The sequence below is a fragment of the Salmonella sp. 2018103 genome, assembly GCF_026247685.1.
GTDB lineage: Bacteria > Pseudomonadota > Gammaproteobacteria > Enterobacterales > Enterobacteriaceae > Salmonella > Salmonella enterica.
This window is the reverse complement of record NZ_CP111029.1, coordinates 4,040,605-4,057,170: the sequence shown is the minus strand read 5'-3', so window position 1 is coordinate 4,057,170 and position 16,566 is coordinate 4,040,605. Positions and strand designations below refer to the sequence as shown.

Genomic DNA, 16,566 nt, shown 5'->3' with positions numbered 1-16,566 from the left:
TCCTCTGAGGTCGAAAGACAACGGGGATCACCGCATAACAAATATGGAGCACAAACATGGCGTGGAATCAGCCCGGTAATAACGGACAGGACCGCGACCCGTGGGGAAGCAGCAAACCTGGCAGCAACTCTGGGGGAAATGGAAACAAAGGTGGCCGCGATCAGGGACCTCCCGATCTGGATGATATCTTCCGTAAGCTGAGTAAAAAACTCGGTGGTTTTGGGGGCGGTAAAGGCACCGGTTCCGGCGGCGGTAGCTCATCGCAAGGCCCGCGTCCGCAACTGGGAGGCCGTATTGTCGCCATCGCCGCGGCGGCAGTAGTCATTATCTGGGCGGCCAGCGGTTTTTATACCATTAAAGAAGCCGAGCGCGGCGTTGTGACGCGTTTTGGTAAATTCAGCCATCTGGTAGAGCCAGGTCTGAACTGGAAGCCGACATTTATTGACGACGTCACGCCGGTGAACGTCGAAGCGGTGCGCGAACTGGCGGCGTCAGGCGTGATGCTGACGTCTGATGAAAACGTCGTGCGCGTTGAAATGAACGTGCAATACCGCGTCACCGATCCGCAGAAATATCTGTTTAGCGTGACCAGCCCGGACGATAGCCTGCGTCAGGCTACCGACAGCGCCCTGCGCGGGGTTATCGGCAAATACACCATGGACCGCATTCTGACGGAAGGTCGTACCGTTATTCGTAGCGATACCCAACGCGAGCTGGAAGAGACTATCAAACCGTACAACATGGGGATTACCCTGCTGGATGTGAACTTCCAGGCTGCGCGTCCGCCGGAAGAGGTGAAAGCCGCCTTTGACGACGCGATTGCCGCACGTGAAAACGAGCAGCAGTACATTCGTGAAGCGGAAGCGTATACCAACGAAGTTCAGCCGCGCGCCAACGGTCAGGCGCAGCGTATTCTGGAAGAGGCACGCGCCTATAAAACCCAGACTATCCTGGAAGCGCAGGGTGAAGTCGCCCGGTTTGCGAAGATTTTGCCGGAATATAAAGCCGCGCCGCAGATTACACGCGAGCGTCTGTATATTGAAACGATGGAAAAAGTGCTGAGCCATACCCGTAAAGTACTGGTTAACGACAAGAGCGGTAATTTAATGGTGCTGCCGTTAGATCAGATGCTGAAAGGCGGGAATGCGCCGGCGGCAAAGAGCGACAATAGCGCCAGCAACCTGCTGCGCCTGCCGCCGTCCACAAAGTCTAACGCCAGCGGAGCAAGCAACACGTCGTCCTCAAATCAGGGCGATATTATGGACCAACGCCGCGCGAATGCGCAGCGTAACGACTACCAGCGTCAGGGGGAATAACGATGCGTAAGTCAGTTATTGCGATTATCATCATCGTGCTGGTAGTGCTCTACATGTCCGTCTTTGTGGTCAAAGAGGGCGAGCGTGGCATTACGCTGCGTTTTGGTAAAGTTCTGCGTGACGATGAGAACAAACCGCTGGTTTACGCGCCGGGTCTGCACTTTAAGATCCCGTTTATTGAATCAGTGAAAATGCTTGATGCGCGTATCCAGACGATGGATAACCAGGCCGATCGCTTTGTGACTAAAGAGAAGAAAGACCTGATTGTCGACTCCTACATCAAATGGCGTATCAGCGACTTTAGCCGTTACTATCTGGCGACCGGCGGCGGCGATATTTCGCAAGCCGAAGTGCTGTTAAAACGTAAATTCTCGGACCGTTTGCGTTCTGAGATTGGTCGCCTGGACGTAAAAGACATCGTGACCGATTCTCGTGGTCGTCTGACTCTGGAAGTGCGCGACGCGCTGAACTCCGGTTCAGCCGGTACCGATGATGAAGTGGCGACCCCGGCGGCGGATGACGCGATTGCCGAAGCGGCGGAACGCGTCACGGCGGAAACCAAAGGTAAAGTACCGGTCATCAACCCGAACAGTATGGCGGCGTTGGGTATCGAAGTGGTCGATGTGCGTATTAAGCAGATCAACCTGCCGACCGAGGTTTCTGAGGCGATTTACAACCGTATGCGCGCCGAGCGTGAAGCGGTCGCGCGTCGTCATCGCTCACAAGGTCAGGAAGAAGCGGAAAAACTGCGTGCGGCTGCTGACTATGAGGTGACGAAAACTCTGGCGGAAGCCGAGCGTCAGGGGCGTATCATGCGTGGTGAAGGTGATGCTGAAGCCGCGAAGCTGTTTGCCGACGCGTTCAGTCAGGACCCTGATTTCTACGCGTTCATTCGTAGTCTGCGCGCTTACGAGAAGAGCTTCGAAGGTAATCAGGACGTGATGGTACTGAGCCCGGACAGCGATTTCTTCCGCTACATGAAGACACCGAGTTCGACGGCACGCTAAAATAGCGTCAGCAGTTTTAGACCAGCAAAACCACCGCATCCAAAGGATGCCGGTGGTTTTCTTTTATAAGGGCGATAAATGAATTCAACAATCTGGTTGGCGCTTGCTCTGGTATTAGTCCTCGAAGGGCTGGGACCGATGCTGTATCCCGGCGCATGGAAAAAAATGGTTTCGGCACTGGCGCAACTGCCGGAAAATGTTTTACGTCGTTTTGGCGGCGGACTTGTGGTCGCGGGAGTTGTGGTCTACTACATGTTGAGGAAAACGATTGGCTGAGCAAAAAGTGGTCGGATTTGCCGCAGATTGAGTGCAAAAAGTGCTGTATATCTGAAAAAGCGATGGTAGAATCCATTTTTAAGCAAACGGTGATTTTGAAAAATGGGTAACAACGTCGTCGTACTGGGCACCCAATGGGGTGACGAAGGTAAAGGAAAGATCGTCGATCTTCTGACTGAACGGGCTAAATATGTTGTACGCTACCAGGGCGGTCACAACGCAGGCCATACTCTCGTAATCAACGGTGAAAAAACCGTTCTCCATCTTATTCCATCAGGTATTCTTCGCGAGAATGTAACCAGCATCATCGGTAACGGTGTTGTGCTGTCTCCGAGCGCGCTGATGAAAGAGATGAAAGAACTGGAAGACCGTGGCATCCCCGTTCGTGAGCGTCTGCTGCTGTCTGAAGCCTGTCCGCTGATCCTTGATTATCACGTTGCGCTGGATAACGCGCGTGAGAAAGCGCGTGGCGCGAAAGCGATCGGCACCACCGGCCGTGGAATCGGGCCTGCTTATGAAGATAAAGTGGCACGTCGCGGTCTGCGTGTTGGTGACCTTTTCGACAAAGAAACCTTCGCTGAAAAACTGAAAGAAGTGATGGAATATCACAACTTCCAGTTGGTTAACTACTACAAAGTTGAAGCGGTTGATTACCAGAAAGTTCTGGATGATACGATGGCTGTTGCCGACATCCTGACTTCTATGGTTGTTGACGTTTCGGACCTGCTCGACCAGGCGCGTCAGCGTGGCGATTTCGTCATGTTTGAAGGTGCGCAGGGTACCCTGCTGGATATCGACCACGGTACTTATCCGTACGTAACTTCTTCTAACACCACTGCAGGTGGCGTGGCGACCGGTTCCGGCCTGGGCCCGCGTTATGTTGATTACGTTCTGGGTATCCTCAAAGCTTACTCCACTCGTGTAGGTGCAGGTCCGTTCCCGACCGAACTGTTTGATGAAACCGGCGAGTTCCTCTGCAAGCAGGGTAACGAATATGGCGCCACTACCGGCCGTCGTCGTCGTACCGGCTGGCTGGACACCGTTGCCGTTCGTCGTGCGGTACAGCTGAACTCCCTGTCTGGCTTCTGCCTGACCAAACTGGACGTGCTGGATGGCCTGAAAGAGGTGAAACTCTGCGTGGCTTATCGTATGCCGGATGGTCGCGAAGTGACTACCACTCCGCTGGCAGCTGACGACTGGAAAGGTGTAGAGCCGATTTACGAAACCATGCCGGGCTGGTCTGAATCCACCTTCGGCGTGAAAGATCGTAGCGGCCTGCCGCAGGCGGCGCTGAACTACATCAAACGTATCGAAGAACTGACCGGCGTGCCGATTGATATTATTTCTACCGGCCCCGATCGTACTGAGACGATGATTCTGCGCGATCCGTTCGACGCGTAATTGATGGATGATGCCCGGTAACGCTACGCTTACCGGGTCTATGATGAGTACGCATTTGATAGCCGGATAAGATGCTTTGCATCACCCTTCGGTTCAAATGCGTCATTGTTCCCCGCTTTTTTCCTTCCTGAACCGAAATAAATTAGCAGCCTGACAGGTGGCTGGTTTATCATCAATACAGATAAGTTATATCCCGTTTTCCCTTTTCCTGAGGTTGATGTGCAGTTAACGAGTTTCACCGATTACGGCTTACGTGCGCTAATCTATATGGCGTCGTTACCAGATGGACGAATGACCAGCATTTCTGAGGTGACAGAAGTCTACGGCGTGTCCCGTAATCATATGGTCAAAATTATCAATCAGCTTAGCCGGGCGGGCTTTGTCACCGCCGTTCGGGGAAAAAATGGCGGTATCCGCCTGGGTAAACCGGCTAATACTATTTGTATTGGCGATGTGGTGCGTGAGCTGGAACCCTTATCACTGGTCAACTGTAGCAGCGAATTTTGCCACATCACCCCTGCCTGTCGTCTGAAACAGGCGCTTTCTAAGGCCGTGCAGAGTTTTCTCAAGGAGCTGGATAACTACACGCTTGCCGATTTGGTTGAAGAGAATCAACCGCTTTATAAATTATTACTGGTGGAGTGAAGTAAACTTCATTAGAGATGACAATGGAGGAACCTCAATGTCACAAGATCCTTTCCAGGAACGCGAAGCAGAAAAATACGCGAATCCTATCCCGAGCCGGGAATTTATCCTCGAACATTTAACGAAACGTGAAAAACCGGCCAGTCGCGAAGAACTGGCCGTAGAACTGAATATTGAAGGCGAAGAGCAGCTTGAAGCCTTGCGTCGCCGCCTGCGCGCGATGGAGCGCGACGGACAACTGGTCTTTACCCGCCGCCAGTGCTATGCGCTGCCGGAACGCCTCGACCTGCTGAAAGGCACCGTGATCGGTCATCGTGATGGTTACGGTTTCTTACGTGTCGAAGGCCGCAAAGACGATCTGTATCTTTCCAGCGAGCAAATGAAAACCTGTATTCATGGCGATCAGGTGCTGGCGCAGCCGCTGGGCGCCGATCGTAAAGGTCGCCGCGAAGCGCGTATCGTCCGTGTACTGGTACCGAAAACCAGTCAGATAGTCGGGCGTTATTTCACCGATGCGGGCGTCGGCTTTGTAGTGCCGGACGACAGCCGTCTCAGCTTCGACATTCTTATCCCGCCAGAAGACGTCATGGGCGCGCGGATGGGGTTCGTGGTCGTGGTTGAACTGACCCAACGTCCAACTCGCCGTACTAAAGCGGTAGGGAAAATCGTCGAAGTGCTGGGCGACAATATGGGCACCGGTATGGCGGTTGATATGGCGCTGCGTACCCATGAAATACCCTACATCTGGCCGCAGGCGGTAGAGCAGCAGGTCGCCGGGCTGAAAGAAGAGGTGCCGGAAGAGGCGAAAGCCGGTCGTGTCGATCTGCGCGATTTGCCGCTGGTCACGATTGATGGCGAAGATGCCCGTGACTTTGACGACGCGGTTTACTGTGAGAAAAAACGCGGCGGCGGCTGGCGTTTGTGGGTCGCTATTGCTGACGTGAGCTATTATGTACGGCCGCCAACGCCGTTGGATCGCGAGGCGCGCAATCGCGGCACGTCGGTTTACTTCCCGTCACAGGTTGTCCCAATGTTGCCGGAGGTGCTCTCCAACGGCCTGTGTTCGCTAAACCCGCAAGTTGACAGGCTGTGTATGGTCTGTGAAATGACCATCTCGGCGAAAGGTCGGCTGACCGGCTACAAATTCTATGAAGCGGTGATGAGCTCCCATGCGCGTCTGACCTATACCAAAGTCTGGCATATGCTGCAGGGCGATCAGGATCTGCGTGAACAATATGCGCCGCTGGTGAAGCATATTGAAGAGCTGCACAACCTCTACAAAGTGCTGGATAAAGCGCGTGAAGAGCGCGGGGGGATCTCGTTTGAGAGCGAAGAGGCGAAGTTTATCTTTAACGCCGATCGTCGCATTGAGCGTATCGAACAGACCCAGCGTAATGACGCGCATAAGCTTATCGAAGAGTGCATGATCATGGCGAATATCTCGGCGGCGCGCTTTGTCGAAAAAGCTAAAGAGCCGGCGTTATTCCGTATTCATGATAAGCCCACCACCGAAGCGATCACCTCATTCCGCTCCGTACTGGCGGAGCTGGGGTTGGAGCTGCCGGGCGGAAATAAACCGGAACCGCGCGATTATGCCGAACTGCTTGAATCGATTGCCGACCGGCCGGACGCCGAAATGCTGCAAACTATGCTGCTGCGTTCAATGAAGCAGGCGATTTACGATCCGGAAAACCGCGGGCACTTTGGCCTGGCGTTGCAGTCTTATGCACACTTTACCTCGCCGATTCGCCGCTATCCGGATCTTTCTTTGCACCGCGCCATTAAGTACCTGCTGGCGAAAGAGCAAGGGAACAAGGGCAACACCACAGAAACGGGCGGTTATCACTACTCGATGGAAGAGATGTTGCAGCTCGGCCAGCACTGTTCGATGGCGGAACGCCGCGCTGATGAAGCGACGCGTGATGTCTCCGATTGGCTGAAATGTGACTTTATGCTGGATCAGGTAGGCAACGTCTTTAAGGGCGTGATTGCCAGCGTCACCGGTTTCGGCTTCTTTGTCCGTCTTGATGAACTGTTTATCGATGGGCTGGTACACGTTTCCTCACTGGATAACGATTACTATCGCTTCGATCAGGTAGGGCAACGTCTGATTGGCGAGTCCGGTGGGCAGACATATCGCCTGGGCGACCGGGTCGAGGTACGCGTCGAAGCGGTGAATATGGACGAACGGAAAATTGACTTTAGCCTGATCTCCAGCGAGCGCGCACCGCGTAACGTCGGCAAAACGGCGCGTGAAAAAGCGAAAAAAGGTGAAAGTAAAAACGCCGGTAAACGTCGTCAGGTAGGTAAAAAAGTTAACTTCGAGCCTGATAGCGCCTTCCGCGGCGAGAAAAAAGCGAAGCCGAAAGCAGCGAAAAAAGACGCGAGAAAAGCAAAAAAGCCATCGGCTAAAACGCAGAAAATAGCCGCAGCGACCAAAGCGAAGCGTGCGGCGAAGAAAAAAGCGGCAGAGTGAGCAATACCCTCTTCAAACAGAAGAGGGTGAATTATCTGTAGGCCGGGCAAGCGTAGCGCCCCCGGCAAAACGTAAACAATGAGTACATTAATGAGCGAAATGATTTACGGCATCCACGCAGTGCAGGCCCTGCTGGAGCGCGCCCCTGAACGTTTTCAGGAAGTCTTTATTTTAAAAGGCCGTGAAGATAAACGTCTGTTGCCGCTGATCCACGCCCTTGAGTCCCAGGGCGTGGTTATCCAGCTGGCAAACCGCCAATATCTCGACGAGAAAAGCGACGGTGCCGTGCATCAGGGCATTATCGCTCGCGTGAAACCAGGCCGGCAGTATCAGGAAAACGATCTGCCGGATCTGATCGCATTACACGATCGCCCCTTTTTGTTGATCCTCGATGGCGTCACCGATCCGCATAATCTTGGCGCCTGTCTGCGCAGCGCCGATGCCGCAGGCGTACATGCGGTAATCGTGCCGAAAGACCGCTCCGCGCAACTTAACGCGACGGCGAAGAAAGTCGCCTGCGGCGCAGCGGAAAGCGTGCCGTTGATCCGCGTCACCAACCTGGCGCGCACGATGCGCATGTTGCAGGAAGAGAATATCTGGATTGTCGGAACGGCGGGCGAGGCTGACCATACGCTGTATCAGAGCAAAATGCCTGGCCGCATGGCGCTGGTCATGGGCGCAGAAGGTGAAGGTATGCGTCGTCTGACCCGTGAGCACTGCGATGAGCTGATCAGCATTCCTATGGCCGGTAGCGTGTCGTCGCTGAATGTCTCTGTGGCGACCGGGATTTGTCTGTTTGAAGCCGTTCGCCAGCGCACCTGACGCTAATATTCTTTTTTAAGAAAATAACCATCCATAATCGGATGGTTTTTTTTTATCTTTGGCTGGTAATATAAAAAGCAAAACCTACCCTGTAACTCCCTTTATTTATAAAAAAGAGATAGAGATAATAATATGGCATGGACTCCACGGACGCTGGCGGATGCGTTAAACAACATCGCTGAATTAAATATTGATATAGAAAATAATGAATCTTCATTAATAATAAAAATGAATGATTATGGCGATTTACCACTGGCGGTTTTATTTACCTCGCAACAAATAGTTATCGAGACTTATATCTGTCCGGTAAATACGATTAGAGATACCGCGGAATTTAATCTTTTCTTGCTGAGAAATCAGAAGGTTTTACCGCTGTCTTCGGTCGGTATTACCCAGGTAAAACAGGAGGAATATTATGTCGCTTTTGGCGCGTTGTCGTTAAATTCGTCGCTTGCCGACGTGACGCTGGAAATCACCACGCTTGTAGAAAATGCGTTGGATATCGCTGAAATAACACAAGTCTATTCACAGGAATAATACAGGCGGCTTACATGGGAATTTTAAAAAGTTTGTTCACGTTAGGTAAATCATTCGTTGCTCAGGCAGAAGAAGCCATTGATGAAGCACAGGGTGTACGTATGCTGGAGCAGCATATTCGCGACGCAAAAGCCGAGCTGGATAAAGCGGGTAAATCCAGAGTGGATTTATTGGCGCGGGTGAAGCTAAGCCATGACAAGCTGAATGATTTACGTGAGCGTAAAGCCAGCCTTGAAACGCGGGCGTTGGCGGCAATGAGTAAGAATGTCGACGCCGCTTTACTCAACGAAGTGGCGGAAGAAATAGCCCGTCTGGAAAATGCCATTCTTGCCGAAGAACAGGTGCTGACTAATCTGGAAGCCTCTCGTGATGCGGTGGAGAAGGCCGTAACGGCGACAGGCCAGCGGATTGCGCAGTTTGAGCAGCAACTTGAAGTGGTTAAGGCGACAGAAGCCATGCAGCGCGCCCAGCAGGCGGTGACGACTTCGACCGTCGGAGCCGCGTCGAATGTGTCTACGGCGGCGGAGTCGCTTAAACGTTTACAAACGCGTCAGGCTGAACGCCAGGCCCGGCTGGATGCCGCCGCGCAGCTGGAAAAAGTCGCCGATGGACGCGACCTGGACGAAAAACTGGCGCAGGCCGGCATTGGCGCAACCAATAAAAGCAATGCTCAGGATGTGTTGGCGCGTTTACAGCGTCAACAAGGCGAATAATGCTCTTTACGTGGATGGTCAAAACCTGCCAGCGTCATTTGTCCAGACTGACCTGGCCTGTTTATCGGGCAGTATCTGCTTTGTTATCGGTAGCGCGAAAGCGCGCTACCGTGCTGAGCTCGTCGCTTTCATACGAGACGGCACATGAATGCGCGATCTCAAATGGCATTATGCCTAACGACAATCGCATTCTGGCTGAAGAGGTCGCATGGCAAGAGATAGAGGTTCCCCTATGATGCAATTTTTTCAGCGTTTGCTCGGTAAAACAAGCGCGCCAGCGCCGATTCGCGGACCATTAGGATTACATCTTAACGCCGGTTTCACGCTGGATACGCTGGCATTCCGGCTACTGAAGTCGTCGTTGCTGGTAGAGCTACCGGGTGAAAAATACACTGTCGCGGCAGCGAGTCGCATAGATTTAGGCGGCGGCAGTCAGATTTTTCGCTACTACACCTCTGGCGATGAGTTTCTACAAATTAACACCACTGGCGGCACGGATGTTGACGACATTGATGACATCAAACTTTTTGTATATGAGGAAAGTTTCGGTATTAACGAGGAACGTCACTGGCGTTCAGCCATTGCGCCAGCGGCAATAGGGCCGATGACGCTCAATTGGCAAGAACGGCGCTGGCAGCGCTTTTTTAACCATGAAGAGCCGGGCAATATTGAACCTGTCTACATGCTGGAAAAGGTTGAAAATCAGCAGGCAGAGAAATGGGACGTTCACAATTTTACGATGGGCTTCCAGCGCCAGGTGACGGATGACGCCTGGGAGTATCTTCTATTGAACGGGGAAGAATCATTTAACGAACGCGGTGAGCCTGAATGGGTGTTTTCGCGCGCGCTCGGCGTGGATATCCCGCTCACCTCACTGACGGTTATTGGTTAAGCACATACAGGACAATTATGCATATACTGGACGCATTACTGGCTTTCTGCGCCTATTTTTTTATTGGCGCGGCAATGGTCATCGCATTTCTTTTTATTTACTCAAAGATAACGCCGCATAATGAATGGCAGTTGATAAAAAATAACAATACTGCGGCATCGCTGGCCTTTAGCGGTACGTTGCTGGGCTATGTCATCCCCTTATCCAGCGCGGCGATAAACTCGGTCAGTATCCCGGACTATTTTGCCTGGGGCGGCATTGCGCTGGTGATTCAACTGCTGATTTATGGCTGCGTAAGGTTATACATGCCTACGCTGAGCGAAAAAATTATTCATCACAACGTGGCGGCGGGGCTATTTATGGGAACCGCAGCGCTGGCTGGCGGTATTTTTAACGCTGCCTGTATGACATGGTAACGGAAGATCATGGCAAAAAAACGAAAATCCAGAAGCACATCCGGCGTAGGCCATTCGGCAATAAGACGGATAGCCGAACCGGTTAATCCCTTTGAGCGGCAACGAAATCGCTACACGCCAAAATGCCTGACGCTGGCGATTATGGGCGGAGCGGCCTTTTTTCTCCTGAAGGGGTGCGGTGATGGCGGCAATACTGACAACGACGGCGATGGGACGTTTTACGCCACGGTGAACGACTGTATTGACGATGGCAATAGTGCCAGCGTTTGCGCTGACGGCTGGAATAATGCGAAAACAGAATTTTACGCGAATGTGCCTAAGCAATTGACGCAGGAGAGCTGTCAGTCGCAGTTTGGCGATTGCTACTTTGATAGCACCGATCGGAGTTGGGTTCCGGTATTAAGCGGCTTTTTGCTCAGCCGCGCGATTCGTCAAAACCGTGACGAACAATACATCTATAGCAGCGGCGGTTCATCCTACGCCTCCCGTCCCGTCTGGCGCACCACGTCCGGCGATTATGCGTGGCGCAGCGGTACCGGGAAAAGCGATACCGCGACCAGCCCTGGTTATATCACACGGAAAGCGTCCACCGTCTCCCGCGGCGGCTATGGCCGTTCTTCCAGCGCCCGCGGGCACTGGGGAGGCTAACCATGCTACGACATAACGTACCGGTACGCCGGGATCTGGATAAGATTGCCTGCGATCACGGTTTTGACTTTCATGTTATCGATAACGAAATTTACTGGGATGAAAGCCGGGCCTACCGTTTTACATTACGGCAAATTGAAGAACAGATCGAAAAACCGACCGCAGAGCTTCATCAGATGTGTCTGGAGATTGTCGAGCGGGCCGTCCGGGATGAGCAGATCATGCAGCAGCTGGCGATCCCGCCATTGTACTGGGATGTCATCGCCGAAAGTTGGCGCAGCCGCGATCCTTCGCTTTACGGGCGGATGGATTTCGTCTGGTGCGGCAAAGATCCGGTTAAATTGCTGGAATACAACGCGGATACGCCGACATCGCTCTATGAATCCTCCTACTTTCAATGGCTATGGCTGGAGGATGCTCGTCGTAGCGGCGCCATTCCGCGTGATGCCGATCAATACAACGCGATACAGGAGCGGCTGATCGCCCGCTTCAGCGAGCTGTACAGTCGGGAACCGCTCTACTTTTGCTGTTGTGAAGATACCGACGAAGATCGTACGACGGTGCTGTACCTTCAGGATTGCGCGCAGCAGGCGGGCCAGGAAACGCGATTTATCTATATTGAAGAACTGGGGCTTGGCGTAGGCGGCGTGCTGACCGATCTGGACGATAACGTGATTCGCCGCGCCTTTAAGCTCTACCCGCTGGAATGGATGATGCGCGATGACAACGGCCCGCTACTGCGAAAACGGCGTGAGCAATGGATTGAGCCATTGTGGAAAAGTATTCTGAGTAACAAAGGGCTGTTGCCGTTATTGTGGCGCTTTTTCCCTGGCCATCCGAATCTGCTACCGGCCTGGTTTGAGGGCGAAAAATCGCTCGCAGCGCCAGGCGAAAGCAGCGTACGGAAGCCGATTTATTCACGTGAAGGCGGCAACGTCACGATTTTCGACGAGCGGCAAAATGTTATCGATCATGCCGACGGCGACTACGCTGACGAGCCGATGATTTACCAGGCGTTTCAGCCTTTGCCGCGCTTTGGCGATAGCTATACGCTGATTGGCAGTTGGATCATTGACGATGAAGCCGCCGGGATGGGGATTCGCGAGGACAATACGCTAATTACCAAAGACACTTCCCGTTTCGTCCCACATTATATTGCCGGTTAATCATACTTTTGTGATCTTGCTCCGGCGTCAATGGCGCAGTCATGACCATACTTGACTTCAGCGCCATTGAAGGAGGGAGACACCATGTCCTGGCAAACACATACCGTCTTTAATCAACCTGCTCCGCTCAATAACAGTAACTTATTCCTGTCTGATGGCGCGCTGTGTGAAGCGGTTTCCCGGGAAGGCGCGGGATGGGATAGCGATCTTCTCGCCAGCATTGGCCAACAACTGGGAACGGCGGAATCACTGGAACTGGGTCGTCTGGCGAACGCGCATCCTCCTGAGTTGCTGCGTTACGATCCCCTGGGACAGCGTCTGGATGACGTTCGCTTTCATCCCGCCTGGCATCTGTTGATGCAGGGGCTTTGCGCCAATCGGGTACATAATCTGGCCTGGGAGGAGGAGGCAAGGGCGGGAAGCTTTGTCGCCCGGGCGGCGCGTTTTGTGTTACATGCGCAGGTAGAAGCGGGAACACTCTGTCCTGTCACGATGACCTTTGCCGCGACACCGTTGCTATTGCAGATGCTTCCCGCCACTTTCCATGACTGGCTGGTGCCGCTGCGCAGCGATCGCTACGATTCGCATTTGCTGCCGGGCGGGCAAAAACGGGGCCTGCTTATCGGCATGGGAATGACGGAAAAGCAGGGCGGATCGGACGTACTCAGTAATACGACCCACGCGGAGCGGCTGGCGGATGATTCATATCGGCTGGTGGGACATAAATGGTTTTTCTCTGTGCCGCAAAGTGATGCGCACCTCGTGCTGGCGCAGGCAAAAGGAGGACTATCCTGTTTCTTTGTGCCGCGTTTCCTGCCAGACGGGCAACGGAACTCTGTTCGTCTTGAACGCCTGAAAGATAAACTCGGTAATCGGTCTAATGCCAGCGCCGAAGTCGAGTTTCAGGATGCCGTCGGCTGGCGGCTGGGAGAAGAGGGCGACGGGATTCGGCATATCTTAAAGATGGGCGGTATGACGCGTCTTGACTGCGCGCTCGGGAGTCATGGCTTAATGCGGCGCGCATTTTCAGTCGCGATTTACCATGCTCATCAGCGTCAGGCTTTTGGTAAGCTGCTGATCGAACAACCGTTGATGCGACAAACCTTAAGTCGTATGGCGCTATGCCTGGAGGGGCAGACGGCGCTTTTGTTTCGGCTGGCGCGCGCCTGGGAGCAACGTCGCGAGGCGAAAGAGGCATTATGGGCGCGATTATTCACGCCAGCGGCGAAATTCGCCATCTGTAAGCAGGGAATCCCTTTTGTGGCTGAGGCGATGGAGGTTCTCGGCGGGATGGGGTATTGCGAAGAGAGCGAACTTCCGCGCCTGTACCGTGAAATGCCGGTGAACAGTATCTGGGAAGGTTCCGGCAATATCATGTGTCTGGATGTACTTCGGGTGCTGACAAAACAACACGGCGTCTATGACGTATTGAGTGAAGCTTTTGCGGAAGTCAAAGGTCAGGATCGCCATTACGACCGCGCGGTACGTCAGCTACAGCAACGTTTACGCAAACCGGACGAAGCAATGGGCAGAGAGATTACGCAGCAGCTTTTCCTGCTGGGATGCGGAGCGGAAATGCTGCGTCATGCCTCGCCGCCGCTGGCGCAAGCGTGGTGTCAGATGATGCTGGATACACGCGGCGAAATGCCGCTGTCTGCCCAGGTACAAAATGATTTACTGTTAAGGGCGACCGGGGGACTGCGGTAACGTTTGGCCTGTAGTACATGCCATCCGGCGCGAGCCACGCGGCATCAGGCATAGAGTATCGCCTGTACGCGCCAGTTATCCGACTGTTGTTCTTCATACATTTGAATAATTCTGTACCAGGACGCACCCTGTTCATCGGCTTTCAGGGCGATAATCCGCTCTACATCCTGTGGGTTTCCTGCAACATTACTGACCGAGATCAGGCCGATTTCATTCAGACCCGTTACGCAGTCAGCACTGGCGAATTCGGCAGACTGTGCCGTCGTACTCACCAGTCCGGCAGAAAGCAGCAGTGAGGATAAGGCAAGTTCTTGTTTCATCGTCAGCTCCTTATTACATACCCCGCATTTAACAGGACGCTCCATCACGGTAAACCTGTTTGTGTATTGTGCACAGGTAAACGCATAGGGACGCAAAGCAATGTAAAACTGACTAAAAATCAATCTACTGTTATTGACGATACAAAATGGCTTGTGAATACCACTGGCCGGTTACAACCGTTTCATCAACCATTAAGATAACGTAATAATCGGCTTTCGCAGCGACGGCTTTCGCTCTGATTTCATCTATAGCATCATCCGGGGAGCCCCGAACCAGCGCGCTTACGGTCCCCATCCGCTGTAGTCCTTGCGTTTGATCGCGACGGATTTCCTGCGGGTGATCGGCGACAGGCGGCGCAGGTTGCGGCGTACCCTGCAGCACGCTACACGCGCTTAATAACAGCGCTGCTATCAATGAAGCAAACCGACGCATAACTCTATCTCGTTTCCTGATAATCATAGTGTAATGCCTTATTGATTTCCCTTTAGGGGGAATGTTCCCGAAGTGTTACCTGTCACGCGATTTTCGAATGAAAACGTTGCGAAAGCGTAACCCAGTTCTCAAACATTATGAATTATTGCGCTATCCATAAACTTGCGTTAAGTATTTCTCCGTGGCATACCGGATAAAAAGGAGAGAATAATGATAGCGATTGAAACACGACAATTAGCCGGAGGCGTCGTACTACATGCCTTCCCGGAAGGGAAACGCGCCGTGCCGCTTCCCTGTGTGGTGTTCTATCATGGCTTCACCTCCTCCAGCCTGGTTTATAGTTATTTTGCCGTTGCCCTGGCACAGGCAGGATTCCGGGTAGTCATGCCGGATGCGCCGGAGCATGGCGCTCGCTTCGGCGGCGACTCACAGGGACGGATACACCGATTCTGGCAGATTCTGCACCAAAACATGCAGGAATTTACGACGTTACGTGCGGCGATTCAGGCGGAAAACTGGCTACTTGACGGGCGGTTGGCGGTGGGCGGCGCATCCATGGGCGGTATGACGGCGCTGGGCATTATGACGCGTCACCGAGAGGTAAAATGCGGGGCCAGTTTAATGGGGTCGGGCTATTTTACCGGGCTCGCCCGGACGCTTTTCCCGCCGTTATCCCCGCAGAACCCGGCACAGCAGGCGGAATTCGACAATATCATCGCGCCGCTACGTGAATGGGAAGTCACACATCAGTTAGAGCGACTGGCCGACAGGCCGCTTCTGTTGTGGCATGGTCAGGAGGATGACGTGGTGCCTGCTATCGAAACCTTCCGGCTCCAGCAGGCACTCGCCGCGGCGAAGCTGGATAAGCATGTGACCTGTTTATGGGCCGCAGGCGTGCGGCATCGCATTACGCCAGAAGCGTTGTCGGCGACGGTAGCGTTTTTCCGACAGCATCTTTAAACGCGGAGTATGCTTACACCCTGGGCTTCAAGCTGTTGCAAAACCTGCGGATTGGCATTTTTGCCGGTAATAAGCATAGCGATCTGATCGGCGCGGCTGAACAGCATTCCCGCGCGCTCGCCAATTTTACTGCTATCGACCAGCGCGACCAGTTTCCCGACGACGCTGAGCATTTTTTGTTCCGCCATGGCGGTTAGCATATCGGTTTTGTACAGGCCATCCGCGGTTAAGCCCTTTCCGCTGGTAAACATCCAGTGGCCAGCATAGAGACTGTTTTCACTTCCCTGCGGGCTCAGGGTAATCGACTGGCTTTTATTATACTGACCCCCCATGATAATCACGCTGTCATGCTCTTGATCGATCAGATAATTCGCCAGCGGCAGATAGTTGGTAATGATCTGTACCGGCTTCCCGCACATTTCGCGCCCCAGCAGGAAAGCGGTGGAGCCGCAGTTAATCACTACGCTTTCACCTGGGTTCACCAGCTGCGACGCCGCTTTCGCGATGCGTACTTTTTCATCGTGGTTTTGCGCCTGGTGCAGATTCATCGGCGTCCAGCGGGGCCGCTGTTGGGTAATGGCCTCTGCGCCGTTGCGCACTTTTTTAAGTTTCCCGCTTTCGTCGAGCTTGTTGATGTCGCGGCGCGCTGTCGCCGGGGAGATCCCCAGACGCTCAATCACGTTTTCGACGGTAACAAAGCCCAACTGTGCCAGCATATCCAGCAGTATTTGATGTCTTTGTGCTTCAGTCATGAGCTATTCCGATACAAATTGATTTGAAAAGATGATATTTGAAATAGCCTGGAAATACTAAAGTAAATGGAAAAAATGC

18 protein-coding genes and 1 pseudogene are annotated in these 16,566 nt (G+C 53.3%); 16 read left to right on the top strand and 3 right to left on the bottom strand.

The features are described from left to right. Window positions 1-56 precede the first annotated feature (56 nt). The 15 genes and pseudogenes from hflK to OLG56_RS19535 all read left to right on the top strand — a co-directional run bounded on the left by hflK (window position 57) and on the right by OLG56_RS19535 (window position 14,022). A complete protein-coding gene (hflK, locus tag OLG56_RS19605; protein ID WP_000312505.1) occupies window positions 57-1,316 on the top strand; it encodes an FtsH protease activity modulator HflK in 1,260 nt (419 codons plus the stop codon). Between the two features lie 2 nt (window positions 1,317-1,318). Then, window positions 1,319-2,323 (top strand): protease modulator HflC, encoded by a 1,005-nt coding sequence (gene hflC / locus OLG56_RS19600; protein ID WP_001232416.1) that lies wholly within the window; start codon window positions 1,319-1,321, stop codon window positions 2,321-2,323. Window positions 2,324-2,401: 78 nt separating this feature from the next. Beyond that, window positions 2,402-2,599, top strand: coding sequence for a DUF2065 domain-containing protein (locus OLG56_RS19595; RefSeq protein WP_001089290.1), 198 nt, complete (start codon window positions 2,402-2,404; stop codon window positions 2,597-2,599). A gap of 102 nt (window positions 2,600-2,701) precedes the next feature. Beyond that, the gene (purA, locus tag OLG56_RS19590) at window positions 2,702-4,000 is read left to right on the top strand and encodes an adenylosuccinate synthase (RefSeq protein WP_000527976.1); all 1,299 of its coding nucleotides are present in this window, start codon (window positions 2,702-2,704) and stop codon (window positions 3,998-4,000) included. Between the two features lie 219 nt (window positions 4,001-4,219). Continuing rightward, window positions 4,220-4,645, top strand: coding sequence for a nitric oxide-sensing transcriptional repressor NsrR (gene nsrR, locus OLG56_RS19585; RefSeq protein WP_001177632.1), 426 nt, complete (start codon window positions 4,220-4,222; stop codon window positions 4,643-4,645). A gap of 37 nt (window positions 4,646-4,682) precedes the next feature. Next, window positions 4,683-7,121, top strand: coding sequence for a ribonuclease R (gene rnr / locus OLG56_RS19580; RefSeq protein WP_000076351.1), 2,439 nt, complete (start codon window positions 4,683-4,685; stop codon window positions 7,119-7,121). Window positions 7,122-7,211: 90 nt separating this feature from the next. Next, on the top strand, window positions 7,212-7,943 hold the full coding sequence (rlmB, locus tag OLG56_RS19575) for a 23S rRNA (guanosine(2251)-2'-O)-methyltransferase RlmB (RefSeq protein ID WP_001293274.1): 732 nt from the start codon (window positions 7,212-7,214) through the stop codon (window positions 7,941-7,943). Between the two features lie 132 nt (window positions 7,944-8,075). After that, entirely contained in the window at window positions 8,076-8,480 is a 405-nt protein-coding gene (locus OLG56_RS19570) for a YjfI family protein (RefSeq protein ID WP_000312612.1), read from the top strand. Window positions 8,481-8,494: 14 nt separating this feature from the next. After that, on the top strand, window positions 8,495-9,193 hold the full coding sequence (locus tag OLG56_RS19565) for a PspA/IM30 family protein (RefSeq protein ID WP_000511981.1): 699 nt from the start codon (window positions 8,495-8,497) through the stop codon (window positions 9,191-9,193). Then, a pseudogene (locus tag OLG56_RS19560) lies at window positions 9,193-9,280 on the top strand (hypothetical protein); the annotation flags it as partial. The gene OLG56_RS19565 and the pseudogene OLG56_RS19560, both read left to right, overlap by 1 nt. 121 nt (window positions 9,281-9,401) lie before the next feature. Further along, window positions 9,402-10,085, top strand: coding sequence for a YjfK family protein (locus OLG56_RS19555; protein WP_000090295.1), 684 nt, complete (start codon window positions 9,402-9,404; stop codon window positions 10,083-10,085). A 17-nt stretch (window positions 10,086-10,102) separates the two neighbouring features. After that, on the top strand, window positions 10,103-10,501 hold the full coding sequence (locus OLG56_RS19550; RefSeq protein WP_000547736.1) for a DUF350 domain-containing protein: 399 nt from the start codon (window positions 10,103-10,105) through the stop codon (window positions 10,499-10,501). A 9-nt stretch (window positions 10,502-10,510) separates the two neighbouring features. After that, a complete protein-coding gene (locus tag OLG56_RS19545; RefSeq protein WP_023197641.1) occupies window positions 10,511-11,149 on the top strand; it encodes a DUF1190 domain-containing protein in 639 nt (212 codons plus the stop codon). Between the two features lie 2 nt (window positions 11,150-11,151). Further along, window positions 11,152-12,315 (top strand): glutathionylspermidine synthase family protein, encoded by a 1,164-nt coding sequence (locus OLG56_RS19540; RefSeq protein ID WP_001647250.1) that lies wholly within the window; start codon window positions 11,152-11,154, stop codon window positions 12,313-12,315. Between the two features lie 84 nt (window positions 12,316-12,399). After that, the gene (locus tag OLG56_RS19535; RefSeq protein ID WP_061377165.1) at window positions 12,400-14,022 is read left to right on the top strand and encodes an isovaleryl-CoA dehydrogenase; all 1,623 of its coding nucleotides are present in this window, start codon (window positions 12,400-12,402) and stop codon (window positions 14,020-14,022) included. Window positions 14,023-14,066: 44 nt separating this feature from the next. Here OLG56_RS19535 and yjfN read toward each other — a convergent pair whose 3' ends face one another. Next, the gene (gene yjfN / locus OLG56_RS19530; protein WP_001518964.1) at window positions 14,067-14,342 is read right to left on the bottom strand and encodes a DUF1471 family protease activator YjfN; all 276 of its coding nucleotides are present in this window, start codon (window positions 14,340-14,342) and stop codon (window positions 14,067-14,069) included. 130 nt (window positions 14,343-14,472) lie between these two features. Then, window positions 14,473-14,802, bottom strand: coding sequence for a biofilm peroxide resistance protein BsmA (gene bsmA / locus OLG56_RS19525; protein WP_000586836.1), 330 nt, complete (start codon window positions 14,800-14,802; stop codon window positions 14,473-14,475). A 183-nt stretch (window positions 14,803-14,985) separates the two neighbouring features. Here bsmA and yjfP point away from each other — a divergent pair, with 183 nt between their 5' ends. Further along, entirely contained in the window at window positions 14,986-15,735 is a 750-nt protein-coding gene (yjfP, locus tag OLG56_RS19520; RefSeq protein ID WP_000560303.1) for an esterase, read from the top strand. Here yjfP and ulaR read toward each other — a convergent pair. Next, entirely contained in the window at window positions 15,732-16,487 is a 756-nt protein-coding gene (gene ulaR, locus OLG56_RS19515; protein WP_000133618.1) for an HTH-type transcriptional regulator UlaR, read from the bottom strand. The two genes, yjfP and ulaR, sit on opposite strands and share 4 nt — an antisense overlap. Window positions 16,488-16,566 lie beyond the last annotated feature (79 nt).

What these genes read in the sequence shown, in the direction of transcription:
- hflK (WP_000312505.1), top strand. Translation starts at nt 57, where the DNA reads ATGGCGTGGAATCAGCCCGGTAATAACGGACAGGACCGCGACCCGTGG.
- hflC (WP_001232416.1), top strand. Translation starts at nt 1,319, where the DNA reads ATGCGTAAGTCAGTTATTGCGATTATCATCATCGTGCTGGTAGTGCTC.
- OLG56_RS19595 (WP_001089290.1), top strand. Translation starts at nt 2,402, where the DNA reads ATGAATTCAACAATCTGGTTGGCGCTTGCTCTGGTATTAGTCCTCGAA.
- purA (WP_000527976.1), top strand. Translation starts at nt 2,702, where the DNA reads ATGGGTAACAACGTCGTCGTACTGGGCACCCAATGGGGTGACGAAGGT.
- rnr (WP_000076351.1), top strand. Translation starts at nt 4,683, where the DNA reads ATGTCACAAGATCCTTTCCAGGAACGCGAAGCAGAAAAATACGCGAAT.
- rlmB (WP_001293274.1), top strand. Translation starts at nt 7,212, where the DNA reads ATGAGCGAAATGATTTACGGCATCCACGCAGTGCAGGCCCTGCTGGAG.
- OLG56_RS19570 (WP_000312612.1), top strand. Translation starts at nt 8,076, where the DNA reads ATGGCATGGACTCCACGGACGCTGGCGGATGCGTTAAACAACATCGCT.
- OLG56_RS19565 (WP_000511981.1), top strand. Translation starts at nt 8,495, where the DNA reads ATGGGAATTTTAAAAAGTTTGTTCACGTTAGGTAAATCATTCGTTGCT.
- OLG56_RS19555 (WP_000090295.1), top strand. Translation starts at nt 9,402, where the DNA reads ATGGCAAGAGATAGAGGTTCCCCTATGATGCAATTTTTTCAGCGTTTG.
- OLG56_RS19550 (WP_000547736.1), top strand. Translation starts at nt 10,103, where the DNA reads ATGCATATACTGGACGCATTACTGGCTTTCTGCGCCTATTTTTTTATT.
- OLG56_RS19545 (WP_023197641.1), top strand. Translation starts at nt 10,511, where the DNA reads ATGGCAAAAAAACGAAAATCCAGAAGCACATCCGGCGTAGGCCATTCG.
- OLG56_RS19540 (WP_001647250.1), top strand. Translation starts at nt 11,152, where the DNA reads ATGCTACGACATAACGTACCGGTACGCCGGGATCTGGATAAGATTGCC.
- OLG56_RS19535 (WP_061377165.1), top strand. Translation starts at nt 12,400, where the DNA reads ATGTCCTGGCAAACACATACCGTCTTTAATCAACCTGCTCCGCTCAAT.
- yjfN (WP_001518964.1), bottom strand. Translation starts at nt 14,342, where the DNA reads ATGAAACAAGAACTTGCCTTATCCTCACTGCTGCTTTCTGCCGGACTG.
- bsmA (WP_000586836.1), bottom strand. Translation starts at nt 14,802, where the DNA reads ATGATTATCAGGAAACGAGATAGAGTTATGCGTCGGTTTGCTTCATTG.
- yjfP (WP_000560303.1), top strand. Translation starts at nt 14,986, where the DNA reads ATGATAGCGATTGAAACACGACAATTAGCCGGAGGCGTCGTACTACAT.
- ulaR (WP_000133618.1), bottom strand. Translation starts at nt 16,487, where the DNA reads ATGACTGAAGCACAAAGACATCAAATACTGCTGGATATGCTGGCACAG.